Source organism: Xanthobacter luteus (genome assembly GCF_040049235.1).
Classification (GTDB): Bacteria; Pseudomonadota; Alphaproteobacteria; order Rhizobiales; family Xanthobacteraceae; genus Xanthobacter.
The window spans coordinates 64191-81272 of record NZ_JBDZDO010000009.1; the positions used below are offsets into that span (position 1 = coordinate 64191).

Annotated in this window: 12 protein-coding genes; 1 reads left to right on the top strand and 11 read right to left on the bottom strand. The window is 69.1% G+C overall.

From position 1 onward, the window contains the following. Positions 1-6 precede the first annotated feature (6 nt). The 11 genes from ccoN to ABLE88_RS22500 all read right to left on the bottom strand — a co-directional run bounded on the left by ccoN (position 7) and on the right by ABLE88_RS22500 (position 11823). The gene (ccoN, locus tag ABLE88_RS22450; protein WP_510182936.1) at positions 7-1671 is read right to left on the bottom strand and encodes a cytochrome-c oxidase, cbb3-type subunit I; all 1665 of its coding nucleotides are present in this window, start codon (positions 1669-1671) and stop codon (positions 7-9) included. Between the two features lie 321 nt (positions 1672-1992). After that, positions 1993-3159, bottom strand: coding sequence for an ABC transporter permease (locus ABLE88_RS22455; RefSeq protein WP_348834054.1), 1167 nt, complete (start codon positions 3157-3159; stop codon positions 1993-1995). After that, positions 3156-4148, bottom strand: a complete 993-nt coding sequence (locus ABLE88_RS22460; protein WP_348834056.1) for an ABC transporter ATP-binding protein — start codon at positions 4146-4148, stop codon at positions 3156-3158. Before ABLE88_RS22460 ends, ABLE88_RS22455 begins: the two co-directional genes overlap by 4 nt. Continuing rightward, complete coding sequence (locus ABLE88_RS22465; protein ID WP_348834058.1) at positions 4145-5122, bottom strand: HlyD family secretion protein; 978 nt, start codon at positions 5120-5122, stop codon at positions 4145-4147. Before ABLE88_RS22465 ends, ABLE88_RS22460 begins: the two co-directional genes overlap by 4 nt. Continuing rightward, on the bottom strand, positions 5119-5733 hold the full coding sequence (locus tag ABLE88_RS22470; RefSeq protein ID WP_348834059.1) for a TetR/AcrR family transcriptional regulator: 615 nt from the start codon (positions 5731-5733) through the stop codon (positions 5119-5121). The genes ABLE88_RS22465 and ABLE88_RS22470 overlap by 4 nt, the downstream gene beginning before the upstream one ends. A 463-nt stretch (positions 5734-6196) precedes the next feature. Then, a complete protein-coding gene (locus ABLE88_RS22475) occupies positions 6197-7189 on the bottom strand; it encodes a branched-chain amino acid ABC transporter permease (RefSeq protein WP_348834060.1) in 993 nt (330 codons plus the stop codon). Between the two features lie 34 nt (positions 7190-7223). Next, positions 7224-8105, bottom strand: coding sequence for a branched-chain amino acid ABC transporter permease (locus ABLE88_RS22480; RefSeq protein WP_348834062.1), 882 nt, complete (start codon positions 8103-8105; stop codon positions 7224-7226). A gap of 60 nt (positions 8106-8165) precedes the next feature. Next, positions 8166-9377 (bottom strand): ABC transporter substrate-binding protein, encoded by a 1212-nt coding sequence (locus ABLE88_RS22485; RefSeq protein ID WP_348834063.1) that lies wholly within the window; start codon positions 9375-9377, stop codon positions 8166-8168. 52 nt (positions 9378-9429) lie between these two features. Continuing rightward, positions 9430-10146 (bottom strand): ABC transporter ATP-binding protein, encoded by a 717-nt coding sequence (locus tag ABLE88_RS22490; protein WP_348834064.1) that lies wholly within the window; start codon positions 10144-10146, stop codon positions 9430-9432. Position 10147: 1 nt separating this feature from the next. Continuing rightward, positions 10148-10921 carry an ABC transporter ATP-binding protein gene (locus tag ABLE88_RS22495; protein WP_348834066.1) on the bottom strand — a complete coding sequence of 258 codons (774 nt, stop codon included), beginning with the start codon at positions 10919-10921 and terminating at the stop codon, positions 10148-10150. 332 nt (positions 10922-11253) lie between these two features. Further along, positions 11254-11823 carry a peroxidase-related enzyme gene (locus ABLE88_RS22500; protein WP_348834286.1) on the bottom strand — a complete coding sequence of 190 codons (570 nt, stop codon included), beginning with the start codon at positions 11821-11823 and terminating at the stop codon, positions 11254-11256. A 374-nt stretch (positions 11824-12197) separates the two neighbouring features. Between ABLE88_RS22500 and ABLE88_RS22505 the strand changes: the two genes are divergently transcribed. Next, entirely contained in the window at positions 12198-17030 is a 4833-nt protein-coding gene (locus ABLE88_RS22505) for an NAD-glutamate dehydrogenase (protein WP_348834067.1), read from the top strand. Positions 17031-17082: the final 52 nt, after the last annotated feature.

The following is a 17082-nucleotide window of genomic DNA, read 5'->3' on the forward strand; positions in this document are numbered from 1 at the left end:
CCTCCCTCATTCCGCGGGCGCGAGCGCGAGCTTGGGCTCGGCGGCGGCCTCGGGCATGGTGATGGTCTTCCAGACGTTCCAGGCCATGATGAGCGCCCCCGCGAGGAACAGGATGCCGCCCACCGCCCGGATCACGTACAGCGGATGCATCGCCTCCACGGTCTCGATGAACGAGTATTCGAGGAAGCCGAGCTGGGTATAGGCGCGCCACATGAGGCCCTGCAGGATGCCCGCCACCCACATGGAGGAGATGTAGAGCACGATGCCGAGGGTGGAGACCCAGAAGTGCCAGGAGACGGCCTTCATGGAATACATCTCCTTCTTTTGCCAGAGCCACGGCACCAGGCAGTAGATGGCGCCGAACGAGATGTAGGCGACCCAGCCGAGCGCGCCCGAATGCACGTGGCCGATGGTCCACTCAGTGTAGTGGCTGAGCGAGTTGACGGCCTTCACCGACATCATCGGCCCCTCGAAGGTGGACATGCCGTAGAACGCCACCGAGACCACCATCATGCGGATGACCGGGTCGGTCCTCAGCTTGTCCCAGGCGCCCGAGAGCGTCATGAGGCCGTTGATCATGCCGCCCCAGGAGGGCATCCACAGCATGATCGAGAAGGTCATGCCCAGCGTCTGCGCCCAGTCCGGCAGCGCCGTGTAGTGCAGATGGTGCGGGCCGGCCCAGATGTAGATGAAGATCAGCGCCCAGAAGTGGACGATGGAGAGCCGGTAGGAATAGACCGGCCGGTCCGCCCGCTTGGGGATGAAGTAGTACATCAAGGCGAGGAAGCCGGCGGTGAGGAAGAAGCCCACCGCGTTGTGCCCATACCACCACTGGAACATGGCGTCCTGCACGCCGGACCACAGGATGTAGGACTTGGACGAGAACAGAGAGATCGGGATGGTCGCGTTGTTGCCCAGATGCAGGACCGCGATGGTGATGATGAAGGCGAGGTAGAACCAGTTCGCCACATAGATGTGCGGCTCGGTCCGCTTCAGCACCGTCACCAGGAACACCAGCAGGTAGGTGACCCAGATCACCGTCAGAAACAGGTCGGAGTACCATTCCGGCTCGGCGTACTCCTTGCCCTGGGTCACGCCGAGAAGGTAGCCCGTACCGGCGATGACGATGAAGAAGTTGTAGCCGAGGATCACGAACCACGGCGCGAGATCGCCGGCGAGCCGGGCGCGCGAGGTGCGCTGCACCACGTAGAATGAGGTGGCCAGCAGCACGTTGCCGCCGAACGCGAAGATCACCGCCGAGGTGTGCAGCGGCCTGAGCCGGCCGAACGAAATCCAGGGCAAATCGAAGTTGAACATCGGGAAGGCGAGCTGCAGCGCGGCGATCACGCCCACCAGGAAGCCGGCGATGCCCCACACCACGGCAAAGATGGTGCCCACCTTCACCACGTCGAAATTGTAGTTCGGCTTGCCGTCGATGAATTGCGGCACCGGACCCGCGGGCCGGCTCATGTAGCGGTTGCCCACGGCGAACACGCTGGCGATGCTCGCCGCCGCGAACAGGTAGGCGTGGAAGGCGTATTCCGGCGTGTACGCCTTGGCCGCGATGATGATCGCGAGGAAGGCGAAGGCGGAGAACCCCACCAGCGCGGCGATCTCGCCGAACCTCATCGACTTGGCCGGGGCCTGGATTGGATCTTGTATCGTCGACATTTGCAGAACCCCTCGCTCCGCAGCAATGGAATCTCGGCCGCTGGACCCTGCGCGCACCATGGGCGGCGGCCCTGCTTTCACCTTGATACAGGTCAAAGGTACGCGAGGCCGCGCGGCGCTTGCGCGCTGCGGCGGCGCGTCGCGCTTTCGCGCCGATTTCGGGAATGTTGTTCTTGGGCGATACTTTCTGGATCGCCGGTCCGCCATCCGTCTGATCAGGAAAGTCGTTCCCGCGGCCGGGTGTTGCATCGTCCCGTGCGGAGATTTCGAGGGGTCAGCTTGGCGGCATCTTGTCGCGCGGCAAATGTGCGCCGGCCGGCGTCAATCCAGGGTCTGGCGGAAGCGGGCGACGGCAATGGCCATGGCGAGCAGCATGAGCGCGAACAGCGCCGCCCCGTCGCGCGCCAGATCGGAGACCCCCGAGCCCTTCAGCAGGATGCCCCGCACCATGCGCAGATAATGGGTGAGGGGCAGCCCCTCGCCGATCCACTGCGCCCAGGTCGGCATGCCCGAGAACGGAAACATGAAGCCGGACAGCAGGATCGAGGGCAGGAAGAACATGAACGACATCTGCACCGCCTGGAGCTGGTTCTGCGCCAGGGTGGAGAAGGTGTAGCCGATGGCGAGATTGGCGGTGATGAACAGCAGCGTCGCCAGGGCGAGCAGCGCGGCGCTGCCCTCCACCGGGACACCGAACAGGATGATCCCCGCCCCGAGAATCAGCACCGCCTGGAAGATGCCCACCATCACGTAGGGGATGATCTTGCCCAGCATGATCTCCACCGGATGGATGGGCATGGCGAGCAGGCTCTCCATGGTGCCACGCTCGATCTCGCGCGTCACCGAGAGCGCGGTGAAGATCAGCATGGTCATGGTGAGAATGGTGCCGAGCAGGCCCGGCACGATGTTGAGCTGGCTGGTGCCGGCGGGATTGTAGCGCCGGTGCTGGACGATCTCGAACGCGTCCTGGCTCGTGGCGTCCCGCCCCTGCGCCTCCTGCGGGCTGGCGCCGACGAAGCGCTCGCGCACCAGCGCCGAGGCCACCACGCCCGACAGCGCGGCAAGCGCGTTGGCCGAGCCCACCGGGTCGGTGGCGTCCGCCGCCACCAGAAGCTGCGGCCGGTCGCCGCGCCTGAGGCTGCGCTCGAAGCCGGCCGGGATCTCGACGAAGAACAGCACCTCGCCCGCGCGCACCATGTGCTCGGCGTCTTCGGCGCTCCTCGCCTCGCGCACGAAGGCGAAGAAGGCGGTGTTCCTGAGCGCCGCGAGGATCGCGCGCGAAACGTCGGTGTTCTCGTGGGCGAACACCGCGGTGGGCAGATGGCGCGGGGTGGTGTTGATGGCGTAGCCGAACAGGACCAGCTGCAGCAGCGGGATCATGATCATGGTGGCGAACGTCACCCGGTCCCGGGTGAGCTGGATGTATTCCTTCACGATCATGGCCGTGACCCGGCCGAAGAAGCCGGCGAGCCCCGCGCGCGCCGTCATCGCCGCCCGTCCTTGCCGCGCATGAGGTCGATGAACACGTCCTCGAGCGTCGGCTGATCCTTGCGCCACACCAGATGCGGCTCGGCCCGGAACGGCGCGATGGCGGCATCGAGCGCCGCTTCGTCGCGGCCGGAAATGTGCAGCGCGGTGCCGAACGGCGCCACCATGTCGACGCCGAGCGCCGCCGTGAGCTTGTGCGACAGATCGGTGATGCGCCGGCTCGCCTCGCGCGTATCGGCGCCGCTCACGTCCACCGTATAGGTGTGGAGGCCCGAGGCGGCGATGACGCTCTGCACCGTGCCCTGGGCCAGAAGCCTGCCATAAGCGAGGTAGGCGATCTCGTGGCAGCGCTCCGCCTCGTCCATATAGTGGGTGGACACCAGCACCGTCAGGCCGTCGGCGGCGAGCGCGTGGATCTGCGCCCAGAACTCCCGCCGCGCCTGGGGGTCGACGCCGGCGGTCGGCTCGTCGAGCAGCAGCAGATCGGGCTCGGGCAGGATGCAGGCGCCGAGCGCGAGGCGCTGTTTCCAGCCCCCCGAGAGCTCGCCGGCGAGCTGGTGCCCGCGCCCTTTGAGGCCGAGCCGCTCCAGCGCCGCCTGGGCCGCCGCTTCCGGCTTCGGCACGCCGTAGAGGCGGGCGACGAATTCCAGGTTCTCGCGCACCGAGAGATCCTGGTAGAGCGAGAAGCGCTGCGTCATGTAGCCCACATGGGCGCGGATCTCGCGGCCCTGGGTCAGGATGTCGAGCCCGAGGCAGGTGCCGCGCCCGGCGTCGGGGGTCAGCAGGCCGCACAGCATGCGGATGGTGGTGGTCTTGCCCGAGCCGTTGGGGCCCAGGAAGCCGTAGATCTGCCCCCGCATCACCCGCATGGAGAGGTTGTCCACCACCAGCGTGGACCCGAACCGCTTGCTGAGGCCCTCCACCTCGATGGCGACGTCGGACGTCGGCGCGTCCCCCTCCCCCGACGGCGCCGCGGCCGGCGCGCTCACGGCTTCGGCCCCAGCGTCACCGTGACCGGCTGGCCCGGCCGCGTGGCAGCGGGATCGGTGGGCCGCGCCTCCACCAGATAGACCAGCTTGGCGCGCTCCTCGCGGCTGTAGATGACCGGCGGGGTGTATTCCGCCGCGTCCGAGATGAAGGACACCTTGGCCGTAAGCTGCGGACAGCCGTCGCAGGAAACGGCGATCTCCTGGCCGAGCGCCACCCGGGGCAGCGCCGCCTCGGGCACGAAGAAGCGCACCTTCACCAGCCCCGGCGGCAGCACCGAGACCACCGGCCGCCCCGCGGGCACCAGCTCGCCGACGCGGAAATAGAGCGTCTGCACGGTACCGGCGCGGGGCGCCTTCAATGCGCGCCGGGCGAGACGGATCCGGGCCGCCTCCACTTGCGCCCGGGCGGCCGCGGCGGCCTGCGCGGCGGCGTCGATCTCCTGCGCGCGGGCCGCGATCCGGGCGGCGGAGATGCGCCGGCGCGCCTCGTCGAGCGCGGCCTGCTTGGCGTCGTAGTCGTGCTGGGCGGCATCGAGATTGGCCTGGGACGAGGCGCCCTTGGGCACCAGCTGCTTCTGCCGGCCGAGCTCGATGCGCGAGAGGTCGAGCTGCGCGGCGGCGCGCGTCTCGGCGGCCTCCAGGATGGCGATCTCCTCGGGCCGCTGGAGCGGCGAGCGGGCGTTCTCCAGCTGGGCCTGCGCCTGCTTCAGCTGCGCCTCGGCGGCGCGCAGATCGGCCTCCTGGAGATCGTCCTCCACCCGGGCGATCTCCTGGCCGGCCGCCACCTTGTCGCCCTCGGCGACGGCGAGCGCGGTGACGCGGCCGGCCTCTTCCGGGCCGATGAAGAGCAGGTCGCCTTCCAGGTAGCCGGAGAAGCTCTGCGCGCCGTCCTGGCCGCAGCCGACGAGCGCCAGCGGCGCCGCCGCCACGAGGGCGCCGAAGAGGAGGCGAAGCGGGCGGCAGGACCGGCTCATGGGCGCGCCTCGCAGGGGTCCTTCCAGCCGAGGCCGGCGAGCAGCAGGTCCCGGTGGGCGCGCAGCAGGGCGCGCGGATCGAGCGGATCGATGGCGCCGAACAAGGCGTTCCACACCACGGCGAGAATCGCCGGCGCGATGATCAGCTGGGGAAAGCGCTCCGCCGCGTCGCTGGTGATCTCGCCGCGTTCGCGGGCCCGGCGCGCCACCTGGCGCAGCAGAGCGATGGCCCGGGCCACCACCTCGCGGTGATAGTAAGCTGCAAGCTCTGGAAAGCGCGGGCCCTCCGAAATCATCAGGCGGATGATGGCCTGCGCCGGTCGGTCGAGGATGCGCTCGATCAGCATCTCGAGGAGCGCGTCCAGAAGCTCCCGCGTGGTGCCGGCGAACAGCGGGACAAAGGCGTCGGCGTCCAAGAGGACCGGCGTGATCATCTCCTCCACCAGCCCGCGGAACAGCGCCTCCTTGTCCGCGAAGTAGAGATAGAGCGTGCCCTTGGCGACACCCGCGCCCCGCGCCACGTCGTCGAGCCGCGCGGCGGCGAAGCCCTGGGCCGAGAAGGCGGCCAGCGCGGCATCGAGAATCGCCCGGCGCCGCGCTTCCTTGTCCATGGCCCTCGTGCGGCGGGGCGGAGGTGCGGTCCGCAGCGATTCGGGGCGCGCGCCGACGACGACGGCGCCCGCGCGGCCGCCGGGCGAGGCCGGCGGCACGGGAGGGTCCTGCGGACCGGCTGCGGCGCGGCGCCCGGCGGCGCGGCCCGGCACCGCAGCGGGTGCGGCCGCAGCGGGCGGCTTGCCCGCGGCGTTGGCTCCCTTGCCGCCGTTGCGTCCGCCCATCGCTTGGCCCCGGTGATATGACTGACCGGTCAGTCATATCACCGGTCACGCAACCGGTCCACCCCCGCCCGGGGCAGCGATCGAGGCATGGCCGGTGGTCCGCGCGGGCGCCCCTTTGAGCCGCATGGGCCGCGATTGGCGCGCCTCGGGCGATCCGTCCGCCAAGCGGGGAACCGCAGGCGCGCGAGCGCCCGAGGCGGGCCGGAGACGGGCGAGGCGCCGCCTCGCCCGCGCCGGCTCAGGGCTTCTGCTTGGCGCTCTTGAAGTAAGTGGCGATGGCGAGCAGCTCGCCGACCACGCCGCGCCGGAACAGCGAGACCGCGGCGACGAAGATGATGCCCTGGATCACCAGCACCCATTCGCCGAGCCCGGCCAGATAGTTCTGCATGGTGACAATGACGGCGGCGCCGACGATCGGGCCGAGCATGGTGCCCATGCCGCCCACCAGTGTCATCAGGATCACCTCGCCCGACATCTGCCAGGCCACGTCGGTGAGAGAGGCGAGCTGGAACACCAGCACCTTGGTGGAGCCGGCGAGGCCCGTCAGGGCGGCCGACAGCACGAAGGCGAGCAGCTTGTACTGGTTCGCCCGGTAGCCGAGCGAGATGGCGCGCGGCTCGTTCTCCCGGATCGCCTTGAGCACCTGCCCGAACGGCGAGTGGACGGTGCGGTAGATCACCAGGAAGCCGAACACGAAGATTGCCAGCACCACGTAATAGAGGGTGAGGTCGTTGCTGATGTCGATGAAACCGAACAGCGCCCGGCGCGGCACCCCCTGCAGGCCGTCCTCGCCCCCGGTGAAGGGCGCCTGGAGGCAGAAGAAGAAGAACATCTGCGCCAGCGCCAGCGTCACCATGGCGAAGTAGATGCCCTGGCGGCGGATGGCGAGCAGGCCGGCGAGCAGGCCGAGGAACGCGGCGAAGAGGACGCCGGCGAGGATGCCGATCTCCGGCGGGAAGCCGAGCACCTTGATGGTGTGGGCGCAGATATAGGCCGAGCCCCCGAAGAACATGGCGTGGCCGAAGGACAGCAGGCCGGTATAGCCGAGCAGCAGGTTGAAGGCGCACGCGAACAGCGCGAAACACATGACCTTCATCAGGAACACGGGATAGACGCCGAACGGCGCCACCAGCATCACCGCGACGGCGGCGACGCCGAACAGCGCGAGCAACGGGGCGCGGGTCGCCCCCGAGGCTCCCGCGGGCGCGGCGGTGGTGGGGGATGTGCTCATCTGCGCGCCCTCACTTGTCTGTTCACGTGTCTGGTCATTTGGCCGTGCCGAACAGCCCGGCGGGCTTCACCATGAGCACGATGGCCATGATGACGAAGATCACCGTGGAGGAGGCCTCGGGGTAGAACACCTTGGTCAGGCCCTCGACGATGCCGAGGCCGAAACCGGTGACGATGGCGCCCAAGATCGAGCCCATGCCGCCGATCACCACCACCGCGAACACCACGATGATGAGGTTCGACCCCATGGTGGGGCTCACCTGATAAGCGGGCGCGGCCAGAACGCCGGCGAGCGCCGCGAGGCCGACGCCAAAGCCGTAGGTGAGCGTGATCATGCGCGGCACGTCGATGCCGAAGGCCTGCACCAGGTCCGGGCGCTCGGTGGCGGCGCGCAGATAGGAGCCGAGCTTGGTGCGCTCGATCACGTACCAGGTGGCAAGGCACACCACCAGCGAGGCCACCACCACGAAGCCGCGATAGTTCGGCAGGAACATGAAGCCGAGATTGGTGCCGCCCGGCAGCGGGTTGTCGTAGGGAAGGCCGGACGAGCCGTACTGCCGCCGGAACAGGCCCTCGATGATGAGCGCAAGACCGAAGGTGAGCAGCAGGCCGTAGAGATGGTCGAGATGATAGAGGCGCCGCAGCAGCGTGCGTTCTATCGCCATGCCGACGATCGCCACCGCGATCGGCGAGAGCACCAGTGCCCCCCAGAACGGGATGCCGAGATAGTTCAGGAGCATCCACGCCCCGAACGCGCCCATCATATATTGCGCGCCGTGGGTGAAATTGATGACGTTGAGCAGGCCGAAGATCACCGCCAGCCCGAGACTCAGCATGGCGTAGAACGCGCCGTTGATGAGGCCCAGCAGAAGCTGGCCGAACAGCGCCTGAGGCGGAATGCCGAGGAGTTCGAACATCGCGAGCGTCTCTTCAGGAGGGACGGGCCGGCCCCGGAAGGCCGGCCCGGAACACGGGGATCAGCCCTTCTTGACGAGCGGGCAGTCGCCCTCGCCAATGGGGCGGAAGGCCTCGTTGGCGGGAATGGTCGCCTTGAGCATGTAATAGTCGTAGGGGCCCTTGGACTCCGACGGCTTCTTCACCTCGAACAGGTACATGGGGTGAATGTTGCGGCCGTCGGCGCGCACCTCGCTCTTGCCGAACAGCGGGTCCTCAGCCGGCAGTTCCTTCATCTTGGCCACCACGGCGGCGCCGTCCTTGGCGCTCTTCAGCGCCGCGACGGCCTTCAGATAATGCGTCACGCCGGAATAGACGCCGGCTTGAACCATGGTCGGATACTTGCCGCCGTTGGCCGCCGCAAATTCCTTCGCGAACTTGCGGTTGGCATCGGTCATGTCCCAGTACCAGGCGGCGGTCAGGTTCAGGCCCTGGGCCACCTTGAGGCCGAGCGAGTGCACGTCGGTGAGGAAGATGAGCAGACCGGCGAGCTTCTGGCCGCCGTCGACGATGCCGTATTCGGCCGCCTGCTTGATGGAGTTGATGGTGTCGCCGCCGGCATTGGCGAGGCCGATGATCTTCGCCTTCGAGGACTGCGCCTGCAGCAGGAACGAGGAGAAGTCGGAATTGTTGAGCGGCACGCGCACCTTGCCGAGCACCTTGCCGCCATTGGCGAGGACGACCGCCTCGGTGTCGCGCTCGAGCGCATGGCCGAAGGCGTAGTCGGCGGTGAGGAAGAACCAGGTGTTGCCGCCGGTCTTCACGATCGCCTTGCCGGTGCCGTTGGCGAGCGCCCAGGTGTCGTAGGTCCAGTGGACCGTGTTGGGCGAGCAGGACTTGCCGGTGAGGTCGGAGGTCGCCGCGCCGGAATTGATGAAGACCTTGTTCTTCTCCCGGGTCACGCCGTTGACCGCGAGCGCGACGCCGGAGTTCGGGGTGTCAAGAATGGCATCGACACCGTCCACGTCGTACCACTGGCGGGCGACCGAGGTGCCCACGTCCGCCTTGTTCTGGTGGTCGGCGAAGATCACATCGACCTTCAGGCCCTTGGCGGCGGCGCCGAAGTCCTCGACCGCCTTCTTGGCGGCCCAGACCGAGCCCTGGCCGCCGAGGTCGGCGTAAAGGCTCGACTGGTCGTTGAGAACGCCGATCTTCACCGGGATCGGATCGGCGGCGTAGGCGACGCCGGCGCCCGCAAGGCAGCTGGCCGCCAGGAAAATGGCTGCTAGACGCATCTTATCTCCTCCCGCCGGCTCTCACCGGCATGATTGTGCAAGGAAGCTCGGCTCAGACGCCGAGGAATGCTTCGAGACGCGCCGCGTTCTCCGCGATCTTGTCGTTTTCCACCATGTCCACCACCCGCCCGTGCTCGACCACGTAATGGCGGTCGGCGACGGTCGAGGCGAAATGGAAGTTCTGCTCGACGAGCAGCACGGTGAAACCCTTTTGCTTCAAGGTGCGGATGATGTCGCCGATATGCTGGACGATCACCGGCGCGAGCCCTTCGGTGGGCTCATCGAGCAGCAGCAGCTTGGCGCCCGTGCGCAGGATGCGCGCGATCGCCAGCATCTGCTGCTCGCCGCCCGAGAGCTTGGTGCCCTGGCTGTTGCGCCGCTCCTCGAGGCGCGGGAAGAGATCATGGATCTCCTCGACGCTGAGCCCGCCGGGCAGCACCACCGGAGGCAGCAGCAGGTTCTCGCGCACCGAAAGGGAGGCGAAGATGCCTCGCTCCTCGGGACAGATGGCGATGCCGAGGCGGGCGATCTTGTTGGGCAGCAGCCCGACCGTCTCGGTTCCTTCGTAGCGGATGGATCCTGAGCGCTTGCGCAGGAGCCCCATGATGGCCCGCATGGTGGTCGTCTTGCCCGCGCCGTTGCGGCCGAGCAGCGTCACCACCTCGCCGGGCTGGACCTCGAAGGTCATGCCGTGCAGCACGTGGCTCTCGCCATAGTGGCCGTGCAGATCCTTCACGTCGAGGAGGGGAGTTCCGTTCGCGGCGGCCATGTCAGTGCGCTCCGTGCCCGGTGCCCATGTAGGCCTCGATCACCTGCGGGTTCCTGGAGACCTCCGCATAGGGCCCCTCGGTGAGGATCTCGCCGCGGGCCAGGACGGTGATCGTGTCGGACAGGTCCGCCACCACCGAGAGGTTGTGCTCCACCATCAGGATGGTGCGGTTCTTGGAGACCCGCTTGATGAGGTCCGCGGTGCGCGCGATGTCCTCGCGGCCCATGCCCGAGGTCGGCTCGTCGAGCAGCAGCATCTCCGGGTCGAGCGCCAGCGTGGTGGCGATCTCCAGCGCCCGCTTGCGACCATAGGGCAGCTCCACTGCCATATGGTCGGCGTAGGACGTGAGGTCGACGTCCGCGAGCAGCGCCAGGGCGCGCTCGTTCAGCCCGTCCAGCGTGCTTTCAGACTTCCAGAAATGGAACGAGTTGCCCATGGGCCGCTGCAGGGCGATGCGCACGTTGTCGAGCACCGTCAGATGCGGGAAGGTGGCCGAGATCTGGAACGAGCGCACCATGCCGAGCCGCGCCACGTCCGCCGGCGACGTGCGCGTGATGTCGCGGCCGTTCAGGCGGATGGTCCCGCGCGTCGGCTCCAGGAACTTGGTGATGAGGTTGAAGCACGTGGTCTTGCCGGCTCCGTTCGGCCCGATCAGGGCGTGAACGGTGTGCCGGCGAATCCGAAGGTCGACGTTCTTGACCGCCGCGAATCCTTTGAATTCTTTGGTGAGACCAGTTGCTTCAACGATATAGGGCACGTCTGAGACGGTGTCCATGATCGCGGTGCGCCCTCGCTGTTCAGGCCGACGGCGCCCCGGCGCGTCAGCACTCTTCCCTGGATCGGCGCCTTGAGCGGCGCGCTTCGTATTGCGGGCACCGTAGCACGGTGCGCCGTGGCGCCGTCAATAGGCGGTACGCGCGGCGAAATCAATTCAGGAAATCGTGCTGCCTTAGTCTAAAGTCCCATGGCCGAGCGGGGGCATTCCATGACTCCCGCGCGGCTTTATCTTGGGAGCCAAGGTATAGCCGTCCTCAATTCCTCTTCGTCACTGCCGCCGGGCGCCGGCGCCGGAGCCTCGCGCGCCCCTTGCGGCGCGCGAGGCTCCCCTCACGCCGCCGGGGTGCGGGCCTGGGCGTGATAGGCCTCGTTCGGCCGCATGTCGGTGGCCGCGGCGATGCGGTTCGACATGTTGAAGAACGCGGTCACCGCCGCGACGTCCCAGATGTCGCGCTCGGAAAGGCCGACGCGCCGGAGCGCCGCGCGGTCCTCCTCCTCCACCTCGTGCGGGCGCTCGGTGAGCTTGACCGCGAAGTCGAGCATCGCCCGCTGGCGCGCGTCGAGCCGCGCCGCGCGGTAATTCATGACCATCTGCTCGCCCAGCACCGGGTCGCCGGAGAGCTGACGCACCGCCGCGCCGTGGGCGGTGAGGCAGTAATAGCAGCGGTTCACGCTCGAGACCGCCACCGCGATCATCTCGCGCTCGAGCTTGGAGAGGCCCGAGGGCGCGAGCATCAGGTCGTTGTACATGGCGGTGAACGCGCCGAGCTTCGCCATGTCGAACGCGTAGGCGGCCAGCACGTTCGGCACGAAGCCGATCTTCTCCAGGCACTTGTCGAAATAGGCCTGGGTCGGGGCATCGAGCGGGGCGGGCGACAGGCCGAGCGCGATGGCCGGCAGGTCGTCGCGCCCGCGCGCCGGAGCAGCTGCAACCGTCGCCTTGGGGGCGGACGCCTTCGCGGACGGCGCCCGGGAAGCCCCGCCCCGGGACGCAGGGGCCTTGGGCTTGGCGGCGGCCTTCCCCGCCGCGGCGGCTGAGGCCTTCGCCGGCGCCGCGCGCGGCGCCTTGTTTTCGGGCGTGCGCGTTTTTTCGGCGCTGCGCTTGTTTCCCTGGCCCTTGCCCTCGGATGCACGCATTTTCGTAGCCATTCGCCTTACCTCGTCATCTTCGCGTCGCGGTGGCGCACCACATGCTGAACGCCTTCGGCACGTCCGAAGGATGGTCGACCACGCCGCCCCTCCCCAAGGGCGGCGACAGCCTGGGGGGAATGGCCATGAACATCCGTGAATTTCAAGCCGCAGATGCCGGCCTCGAGGCCGCCGCGCGCAACGCGCGGGTGCAGGAGCTGCTCGGCGGCGCCGAGCCGGCGGTGCCGGATGCCTTCGCGACACTGTTCCTCGGCGCCCCCGCGCCGGAGGACATCGCCCTCATTCCCGCCTCCGCCCTCGCCGCCCTCGCGCGGGACGCCTGGGCCCATGTATTGGACCATGTCGCCGCCGCCCCCGGGACGCAGGACGTGCGGGTGTTCAACCCGGAGGCCCTGGGCGGCGCCGTCACGGTGATCGAAACCGTGAACGACGACATGGCCTTCCTGTTCGATTCGGTCGCCGGCGAACTGGCCGACCGGGGCCTGGAGCTGAAGCTGGTCGCCCATCCCATCCTGCATCTGGAACGCGGCAAGAATGGCGCCGTCACCCTCCCAACCGGCAAGAGCCGCAAGGACGAGGAGGCGCGTCACGAGAGCCTGATCCATCTGCACGTGACCGCCATCGGCGAGGCCGCGCGGGCGGAGCTGAAGGGCGCCCTCGAGCAGACGCTGGCGGACGTGCGCGCCATCAACGAGGACTTCCAGCCGATGCGCAAGCAGGTGCGCGCGCTCGGCAAGAGCCTCAAGAAGGAGAAGCGCAGCTACGACGAGGACGAGCGGGACGAGGCCGCCGATCTGGTGGATTGGCTGACCGAGGACAATTTCATCTTCCTCGGCGTGCGCCAATACGACCTCACCGAGGACGGCGGGCTGGTGGCGCGCCCGGAGAGCGGGCTCGGCGTGCTGCGCGACCCCTCGGTCCACGAGCTGCGCCTCGGCGCCGACCCGGTGGTGACCACGCCCGAGGTGCGCACCTTCCTGGAAGGACCGCGGCCGCTGCTGTTCACCAAAGCGAGCCTGCGCTCGCGCGTGCACCGCCGCGCCTTCATGGATTATGTGGGCATCAAGATCCTCGACGAGAAAGGCCGCCTCACCGGCGAGCTGCGCGTCATCGGCCTGCTCACCTCCACCGCCTACACCCATTCGGTGCGCGAGATCCCCTATCTGCGCCTGAAGGCCGATGCGGTGCTCAAGCGCGCCGGGCTCGACCCGCAGAGCCATTCCGGCAAGTCGCTCTCCACGGTGCTCGAGACCTATCCGCGCGACGATCTGTTCCAGATCGACGCCGACACGCTGCTGACCTACGCCAGCGACATCCTCTCGCTCTACGACCGTCCCCGGGTGCGCGTGCTGCCGCGCCTCGACCCGTTCGACCGCTTCGTCTCCGCGCTCGTCTTCCTGCCGCGCGACCGCTACGATTCCGGCGTGCGCGAGGCGGTGGGCGCCCTGCTCGCGGCGTCCTATGACGGCCACGTCTCCACCTTCACTCCGGTGTTCCTGCCGGACGTGCCGCTGACCCGCGTGCACTTCATCATCGGCCGGCGCGGCGGACGCATCCCGCAGGCCGACCGCGGCGAGCTGGAGGCACAGGTCTCCGCTCTCGTCATGTCCTGGGGCGAGAAGCTCGGCGCGGCGCTCACCGCGCGCCACCCGCCGGAGATCGCCGGCGCGCTCACCGCGCGCTATGCCGACGCCTTCGGCCCCGGCTATGTGGCGGCCTACGACATCGACACGGCGCTCTCCCACATCGAGCTCTTGGAGCGGATGTCGCACGAGCGGCCCATCGCCATCGACTTCTACCGCCGCCCCGAAGATGCCGACACCCGCATCTCGCTGCGCCTGCTCTCGTTCGGGCAGCCGCTGCCGCTGTCCACCCGGGTGCCGATGCTGGAGAACATGGGCCTCAAGGCCATCAACGAGCGCACCTACCGCATCGAGCCCGCCGGCGAGGGCATGACGCGCTCCTGGCTCCACGACATGTCGCTGGAGCGCGCCGACGGCGGCGCCATCTCCATGGCCGCCTCGCCCGCCCGGCTCGAGGACTGCCTCAACGCGGTGCTGCGCGGCGCGGCGGAGAATGACGGCTTCAACGCTCTGGTGCTCGACGCCGAGCTCGACTGGCGCGAGGCGGCGCTGGTGCGCACCCTCGGGCGCTATCTGCGCCAGGCCGGCATCCCGTTCTCCCAGGACTATCTGTGGACCGCGCTCGCCGCGCACGAGCAGCTCGCCCGGCACATCGTGGCGCTGTTCCACGCCCGCTTCGACCCGGCGCTCGACCCGGCCGCCGAGGCCCGGACGGCGCGCGAGGCGCCGCTGCGCGCGGCCATCGACGCCGAGCTCGCCAAGGTCTCCAGCCTCGACGACGACCGCATCCTGCGCCGCTTCGTGAACCTCGTGGACGCGGCGATCCGCACCACCTTCTACCAGCGCGACGCCGAAGGCCGGGAGAAGGAGGCGATCGCCATCAAGTTCCGCAGCGCCGCCGTGGAGGGGCTGCCGCTGCCGCGTCCGCTGTTCGAGGTGTTCGTCTACGCCCCCCGCGTCGAGGGCGTGCATCTGCGCTTCGGGCCGGTGGCGCGCGGCGGGCTCAGATGGTCCGACCGCCCGCAGGACTTCCGCACCGAGGTGCTGGGCCTCGTGAAGGCGCAGCAGGTGAAGAACGCCGTCATCGTGCCGGTGGGCGCCAAAGGCGGCTTCGTGCCGAAGCGCCTGCCCTCCGGCCCGCGCGACGCGGTGCTCGCCGAAGGCACGGCGGCCTACGAGGTGTTCGTCTCCAGCCTGCTCGACATCACCGACAACCTGAAGGGCGGCGAAGTGGTCCATCCGCGCAGCGTGGTGCGGCTCGACGGCGACGACCCCTATCTCGTGGTGGCCGCCGACAAGGGCACGGCCACCTTCTCCGACACCGCCAACGCGATCTCGGCGCGCCACGGCTTCTGGCTCGACGACGCCTTCGCCTCCGGCGGCTCGGTGGGCTACGACCACAAGGCGATGGGGATCACCGCCCGCGGCGCCTGGGAGGCGGTGAAGCGCCATTTCCGCGAGATGGACATCGACATCCAGACCACCCCGGTCACGGTGGCCGGTGTCGGTGACATGTCGGGCGACGTGTTCGGCAACGGCATGCTTTTGTCTTCCGCGCTCAAGCTCGTGGCGGCCTTCGACCATCGCCACATCTTCCTCGACCCGGACCCGCAGGACCCGGCCCGCTGCCACGCCGAGCGCCAGCGGCTGTTCAACCTGCCCCGCTCCTCCTGGGCCGATTACGACGCCAGCCTGATCTCCCCCGGCGGCGGCGTGTTCGCCCGCTCCGCCAAGAGCATCCCGCTCTCGCCCGAGGTCCGCGCGCTGCTGCGCACCGAGCGGGCGGACATGGCGCCGGCCGAGCTCATCAACGCCATCCTGAAGGCGAAGGTGGACCTGCTGTTCTTCGGCGGCATCGGCACCTATGTGCGCGCCTCCACCGAGACCGACGCCCAGGCGGGCGACCGCGCCAACGACCCGGTGCGCATCGCCGCCGCCGACCTCGGCGCCCGCGTGATCGGCGAGGGCGCCAATCTCGGCATGACCCAGCGCGCGCGCATCGAGGCGGCGCGGCGCGGCGTCAAGCTCAACACCGACGCGATCGACAATTCGGCGGGCGTGAACACCTCGGACGTGGAGGTGAACATCAAGATCGCGCTCGCTCTGCCGCTGGAGCAAGGCGTCCTCACCCGGCCCGACCGCGCCGCGCTGCTGAAGGAGATGACCGACGACGTCGCCCGCCTGGTCCTGGTCAACAACTACCAGCAGACGCTGGCGCTCTCCCTCGCCGAGCGCCGCGGCGTCGGCGAGCTCGCCTTCGACCAGCGCCTGATGCAGATGCTGGAGCTGCGCGGCGACCTCGACCGGGCGGTGGAGTTCCTGCCGTCCGACATGGAGATGTCGGACCGCCGCTCGCGCGGCGAGAGCCTGACCCGGCCGGAACTCGCGGTGCTGCTGGCCTATGCCAAGCTCACGCTGCACGAGGACCTGCTCGCCTGTCCGGCGCTGGACGATCCCTATTTCGCCCGCGAGCTCTCCGCCTATTTTCCGGACGCGGTCGAGGCGCGGTTCCCCGAGGCCGTCGCCTCCCACCGACTGCGGCGGGACATCATCGCCACGCGCCTCGCCAACGGGCTGATCAACGAGGGCGGCCCCACCGTGTTCGCGCGCATCGCCGACCAGACCGGCGCCGACGCCGGCGCGGTGGCGCGGGCCTATGTGACCGTGCGCGACGTCTACCGCCTGCCGGACCTCGTCGCCGCCATCGACGCGCTCGACAACAGAATGGACGGCGAGGGCCAGCTCGCGCTCTATGCCGCGGTGCAGGACCTGCTCGTGGGCCGCATCGTCTGGTTCCTGCGCAACACCTCCTTCGCCGACGGCGCCGAGGCGGTGGTGGCGCGCTTCGCGAGCGGCATCGCCACGGTGACCGACACGATCCAGGACAGCCTGCCGGAGGCCTGGCGCGAGCGCAGCGCGGTCCGCTCGGGCGAGCTCGAGGCCAAGCGCGTGCCGGCCGAGCTGGCGCAGCGTCTCTCGGTCCTGCCGGCGCTGGCCGCCGCCACCGACATCGCGCTGGTGGCGGAGACCACCGGCCGGTCGATCGCCGACGCCGCGTCGACCTTCTTCGCGGCGGGGCGCTATTTCGCCGTGGACGACCTCGTCACCCAGGCGCGCATCATCTCCACCACCGATTATTACGACCGCCTCGCCCTCGACCGCGCCTTGGGCGAGATCGAGACCTTCCTGCGCCGGGCGACCGTGGAGATGCTCGCCACCGGCGCGGTCGGCGAAGCCGCGGTGGAGGCCTATGTGGCGGCCCGCCGCACCGAGGTGGAGCGCATGCGGGCGACGGTGAAGGACATCGCCGCCACCGGCCTCAGCCTCTCCAAGCTCACCTTGGCGGCGAGCCTGCTCTCCGACCTCGCGCGGTAGGGCTTGCGGGCCCCGAGGCGGAAACGCGGGCCTCGCGGCAGCGGCTCGGGGC

Excerpts from the sequence above, each read along its gene's own strand:
- ccoN (WP_510182936.1), bottom strand. The coding sequence starts at position 1,671 with ATGTCGACGATACAAGATCCAATCCAGGCCCCGGCCAAGTCGATGAGG.
- ABLE88_RS22455 (WP_348834054.1), bottom strand. The coding sequence starts at position 3,159 with ATGACGGCGCGCGCGGGGCTCGCCGGCTTCTTCGGCCGGGTCACGGCC.
- ABLE88_RS22465 (WP_348834058.1), bottom strand. The coding sequence starts at position 5,122 with ATGAGCCGGTCCTGCCGCCCGCTTCGCCTCCTCTTCGGCGCCCTCGTG.
- ABLE88_RS22470 (WP_348834059.1), bottom strand. The coding sequence starts at position 5,733 with ATGGACAAGGAAGCGCGGCGCCGGGCGATTCTCGATGCCGCGCTGGCC.
- ABLE88_RS22475 (WP_348834060.1), bottom strand. The coding sequence starts at position 7,189 with ATGAGCACATCCCCCACCACCGCCGCGCCCGCGGGAGCCTCGGGGGCG.
- ABLE88_RS22480 (WP_348834062.1), bottom strand. The coding sequence starts at position 8,105 with ATGTTCGAACTCCTCGGCATTCCGCCTCAGGCGCTGTTCGGCCAGCTT.
- ABLE88_RS22485 (WP_348834063.1), bottom strand. The coding sequence starts at position 9,377 with ATGCGTCTAGCAGCCATTTTCCTGGCGGCCAGCTGCCTTGCGGGCGCC.
- ABLE88_RS22490 (WP_348834064.1), bottom strand. The coding sequence starts at position 10,146 with ATGGCCGCCGCGAACGGAACTCCCCTCCTCGACGTGAAGGATCTGCAC.
- ABLE88_RS22495 (WP_348834066.1), bottom strand. The coding sequence starts at position 10,921 with ATGGACACCGTCTCAGACGTGCCCTATATCGTTGAAGCAACTGGTCTC.
- ABLE88_RS22505 (WP_348834067.1), top strand. The coding sequence starts at position 12,198 with ATGAACATCCGTGAATTTCAAGCCGCAGATGCCGGCCTCGAGGCCGCC.